Source organism: Microvirga tunisiensis (assembly GCF_009296175.1).
Taxonomy (GTDB): domain Bacteria; phylum Pseudomonadota; class Alphaproteobacteria; order Rhizobiales; family Beijerinckiaceae; genus Microvirga; species Microvirga tunisiensis.
The window spans coordinates 1-4,217 of record NZ_VOSK01000456.1 but is presented as its reverse complement, the minus strand read 5'-3'; the positions used below and the strand labels follow the sequence as shown (position 1 = coordinate 4,217).

General features: G+C 60.9%; 5 protein-coding genes and 3 pseudogenes. 7 read left to right on the top strand and 1 reads right to left on the bottom strand.

Going from position 1 to position 4,217, the window contains the following annotated elements; all coding sequences use genetic code 11:
- The 7 genes and pseudogenes from FS320_RS46555 to FS320_RS49105 all read left to right on the top strand — a co-directional run.
- Positions 1-329: pseudogene (locus FS320_RS46555) on the top strand (recombinase family protein); the annotation flags it as partial.
- Between the two features lie 7 nt (positions 330-336).
- Positions 337-555 (top strand): IS66 family insertion sequence element accessory protein TnpB, encoded by a 219-nt coding sequence (gene tnpB, locus FS320_RS39215; RefSeq protein ID WP_152717785.1) that lies wholly within the window; start codon positions 337-339, stop codon positions 553-555.
- A gap of 45 nt (positions 556-600) precedes the next feature.
- Positions 601-2,286: an IS66 family transposase gene (tnpC, locus tag FS320_RS39210; protein WP_152717781.1), complete on the top strand. Its 1,686-nt coding sequence runs from the start codon at positions 601-603 to the stop codon at positions 2,284-2,286.
- 66 nt (positions 2,287-2,352) lie between these two features.
- On the top strand, positions 2,353-2,553 hold the full coding sequence (locus FS320_RS39205; protein ID WP_152717783.1) for a hypothetical protein: 201 nt from the start codon (positions 2,353-2,355) through the stop codon (positions 2,551-2,553).
- Between the two features lie 73 nt (positions 2,554-2,626).
- Positions 2,627-2,794, top strand: a pseudogene (locus FS320_RS46550) (IS701 family transposase); the annotation flags it as partial.
- A 171-nt stretch (positions 2,795-2,965) separates the two neighbouring features.
- Positions 2,966-3,388 carry a reverse transcriptase domain-containing protein gene (locus tag FS320_RS39195; protein ID WP_244627674.1) on the top strand — a complete coding sequence of 141 codons (423 nt, stop codon included), beginning with the start codon at positions 2,966-2,968 and terminating at the stop codon, positions 3,386-3,388.
- Positions 3,369-3,557 (top strand): hypothetical protein, encoded by a 189-nt coding sequence (locus FS320_RS49105; RefSeq protein WP_244627673.1) that lies wholly within the window; start codon positions 3,369-3,371, stop codon positions 3,555-3,557. The genes FS320_RS39195 and FS320_RS49105 overlap by 20 nt, the downstream gene beginning before the upstream one ends.
- 35 nt (positions 3,558-3,592) lie before the next feature.
- On the opposite strand, the pseudogene FS320_RS39190 reads toward FS320_RS49105, so the two are convergent.
- Positions 3,593-4,054, bottom strand: a pseudogene (locus FS320_RS39190) (integrase core domain-containing protein); the annotation flags it as partial.
- Positions 4,055-4,217: the final 163 nt, after the last annotated feature.

Sequence of the window (4,217 nt, the reverse complement as noted above, 5' to 3'; positions counted from 1 at the left end):
ATGGCCACACCTGGACGACGGTGCGGGTGCGGGAGATGCGCGAGCGTCTGGGGTTGCCACAGTACGTGGCGGATCCCGCAAGGCCGCAAACCGTCACCCTGATGAAGACGGCCGAGCATTTTGGCATCTCCATCGAATCCATCAAAAGGCTTGTGTCGCGCGGCATCCTACCGGCGACCCAAATCATGCCGGGCGCTCCCTGGCTCGTTCCCGTCGAAGCGCTCTCGTGTGAGACCGTTCGCCAAGGAGTGCAGGCGGTCATCGCCCGCAGGCCAAAGAACTATGAGAATTATCAGGACATTAAGATGATCCGCCTCCCCGGGATCTGAAGAAAGGCTGCATTATGAAAGAGACTTCGGCGATCTGATCAAAGTGATTTGGCACGATTCCCAGGGGGCATGCCTGTTCACGAAACGCCTCGAGCGGGGAAGGTTCATCTGGCCGTCCGCGGCCGATGGTGTGGTGACGATCTCGCCGGCGCAGCTTTCTTACTTATTGTCCGGAATCGATTGGCGCAGTCCTCAGGAAACATGGCGTCCAACACGGGTTGGTTAGTATTATTCGATTGAAAATACAGGGAAATTCTGATCGAATGGTGTCATGCCTTCGAAGCCTGTCGATCTGCCAGAAGACCTTGCGAGCGCCTATCTGGCGCTGCTGTCCGAGCGTGAGGTGTTGCAGGCTGAACGGGATGTCGTTGTCGCCGAGAGGGACATGGCTGTGGCGCAAGCCGCCAAGGCGCAGGCCCTGTTGTCCGACAGCGAGGCCCTGATCGCCAGTCTGGAACTCGCGATCGAAAAGCTGAAGCGCGAACTGCGCGGCCAGCGTTCCGAGCGCGCGGCGCGACTGATCGACCAGCTGGAATTGCAGCTCGAAGAACTTGTGATGGCCGCGACGGAGGATGAGGGTGCGGCGCAGGCCGCCGCCAGGACCTCGGGCATGCGGGCGTTCACGCGCAGGCGGCCGGTCCGAAAGCCCTGGCCGGAGGATATCGAGCGCGAACGCGTGGTCATCGATCCGCCGGCGACCTGTGCCTGCTGCGGTGGCTCGCGCCTGGCGAAACTGGGCGAAGACATCACCGAGACGTTGGAGGAGATCCCGCGCCGGTTCAAAGTGATCGAGACGGTGCGGGAGAAGTTTACGTGCCGGGATTGCGAGGCGATCAGCCAGCCGCCGGCGCCGTTCCATGCCACGCCGCGCGGCTTCATCGGCCCTCATCTGCTGGCGACGATTCTCTTCGACAAGTTCGGCATGCACAGTCCGCTCAATCGCCAGAGCGCCCGGTTCACATGCGAAGGCATCGCGCTGTCGACCTCAACGCTGGCCGATCAGGTCGGGTTTGGAACCTTTGCGCTCAGGCCGGTCTTCGATCTGATCGAAGCCCATGTGTTCGCCGCCGAACGGCTGCATGGCGACGATACGACCATTCCCATCCGAGCCAAAAGCAAGTGCACGACCGGACGGATCTGGACTTACGTGCGGGACGACCAGCCGTTTGGTGGGCCTGCGCCGCCAGCCGCGGTCTACTACGCCTCTTGCGATCGCCGCGGCGAACATCCGCAGAAACACCTGGCCGGGTATGGCGGCATTCTGCAGAGTGACTGTTACAATGGCTTCGAGCCGATCAGTGTTGCCGAACAGAAAGCGGTGCCCCTTACCTTTGCCTTCTGCCACGCGCATGCGCGGCGGAAATTCTTTGAACTGGCCGATATCGAGAAAAGGGCTCGGGATCGCAAAAGAAACGGCCGGCCGATCTCCCCAATCGCGTTGGAGGCCGTCAAGCGGTTCGACGCGCTGTTTGACATCGAGCGTCAGATCAATGGATTGAGCGCCGCGGAACGACTGGCTGTGCGGCGGGAGAAAAGCAAGCCGCTGTTCGATGACATGCACGAGTGGCTGAAGCGGGAGCGTGCCACGCTCACCCGATCGTCCGAGGTGATCAAAGCCATGGACTACATGCTGAAGCGCTGGGATGGCTTTGCCCGGTTCTTGGACGATGGCCGGGTTTGTCTCACGAACAATGCTGCCGAACGGGCCTTGCGAGGGATCGCCCTGGGGCGCCGCAACTGGACCTTCGCAGGCTCCCAGCGCGGGGCCGATCGTGCCGCCGTCATGCTCACCCTCATCACGACCTGTCGTCTCAACGATGTCGATCCAAAAGCCTGGCTCGCCGACGTACTGGCCCGGATCGCCGATCTTCCTGTCGCCCGCCTGCACGAATTGCTCCCCTGGGAATGGACACGACTACGGCAGGCCGAGAAGCCGGCGTCTCAGCTGGCCGCGTGACAGAAAAGGGACCGACGAGTGGGATATTGCAACTCAACTCTGTACACGCTGAAATACGTGGCTGACATGCTCGGTGAAGACGAGGACTTCCTGCACGAGTGCTCGATCGAAATGTTCCCGGAAGACGGCTGCCTCAGTGCCTACGACACCTTTCCGGCCTCTGACTTGACCGAGCACATTGTTCTCTTCACCGAAGATGGCATCGAGAACCTCAAATACATCATCGAGGCTCGCAGGGCCGTCGCATCACAAAAAACCGCTCCTTAAAGCTGCACCAAGGTTAGCCAAGATCCCATTGACGCGCGAGGCTCTATCCCGCGTCCTTCCTCGGATGCGTACTTTTGAGGGCCGCTCATGGCGCGGGTTGCACCGGCACGCGCTGCTGACGCTGATCGCCTATCTGTTCCTGCAGCATCTGCGACTGCGGGCAGTTCCAGGGGGGAAAAAGAAAAGCCAGCGGGCCACCACCACAACCCAGTTTACCAGCGATCCGGCGCATGCTGCTTGATCATCTGGCGCACGCCATGCGCCTGCGATGTCCGATCTGCCGAACCCGCTCCGCTAGCTCGTGAGCGGCAGGCCCATTACGGCATCTAGAATACCGGCTATATTCTATATTGACGTCCATATAGCCTGTCATCTTCCAAATGCCTCAATTCTACAAGGCGGCCCAGCTCGGATGGGTACGATCAGTGTGCTGCTGAGCAATCTCTACCTGCACTATGTGCTTGACCTCTGGTTCGAGCGCGCGGTGAAGGTCCGGTTGCGGGGCGAAGCCCGGCTGGTACGCTATATCGACGATTTTGTGATCTGCTTCCAATATCGTGAGGATGCGCTCCGCGTCGCAGACGCCCTGCGTCACCGGTTGGGGAAGTTCAGCCTCACCTTGGAGCCGACCAAGACCAAGTTGGTCGAGTTTGGTCGGTTCGCGCAGCGCCACGCGCGGCAGGAACCGCCCGGAAACGATCTACTTTCTGGGCCTGACGCTGTACTGCACGCGCAACCGAAAAGGCAACTTCAAGGTTGGGATGCGCACCGAGAAATCTCGGCTCAAGCGCAGTCTTCTGTCTCTGCGGGAGCTGATGCGGCGAATCCGGCATGATGCAATCAGTGATCAGGTCGCGGACATAAACCGCGTCCTGCGCGGCCACTATGCCTATTACGGCGTCCCGGGAAATCTCCGGTCGCTGATCAAGGTGTACCAGGGCGTGGAGCGTTACTGGCGCAGAATGCTGGGCAGCCGCAGCCGTGATAGCGGGCGCCTCAGCTGAGTGGCCGGCCCCCACGACGTGGTCCGGGGTTAATGTTAGTGCATGCTCGGACGTGGCGCTACGGCTGGGATAGCCGGCGGAGCTGGTCGGGGTTGCACAGCCGGCCATAGCACCGTCTCAGGTGCGGGCGGTCTGTAGCCCAATGAGGAGTGTGGGCGTACGGTATTGTAGTGGCGCCTCCAGCTTTCAATCACGATCTGAGCCTCCTTGAGCGTGTAGAAGATCTCGCCCTTGAGCAGCTCATCCCGAAGCTTTGAGTTGAAGCTTTCGCAATAGCCGTTCTCCCAGGGGCTGCCCGGCTCGATGTAAGCCGTCTTCGCCCCGACCGCGCCAATCCAGGCCCGAACCGCTTTGGCCACGAACTCGGGGCCGTTGTCGGAACGAACATGGCCCAGAACACCGCGCAGGATGAACAGGTCCGAGAGCACGTCGATCACATCGATGGCTTTCAGTTTCCGGCTCACTCGGATCGCCAGGCATTCGCGCGTGAACTCGTTGTAGCGCGACGCGCGAATGTGTGAGTAAGGCGACGGCCAGATTTACGAGATGTCGCCTCCGGTTGAAGTCGACCTACCGTGTCACGGGACGACACGGAGGAGCGCATGAGCCGGCTCGATCAGGAGGCTCGCATGACTATCAAGGCATTGGCGGCGCGGGGAG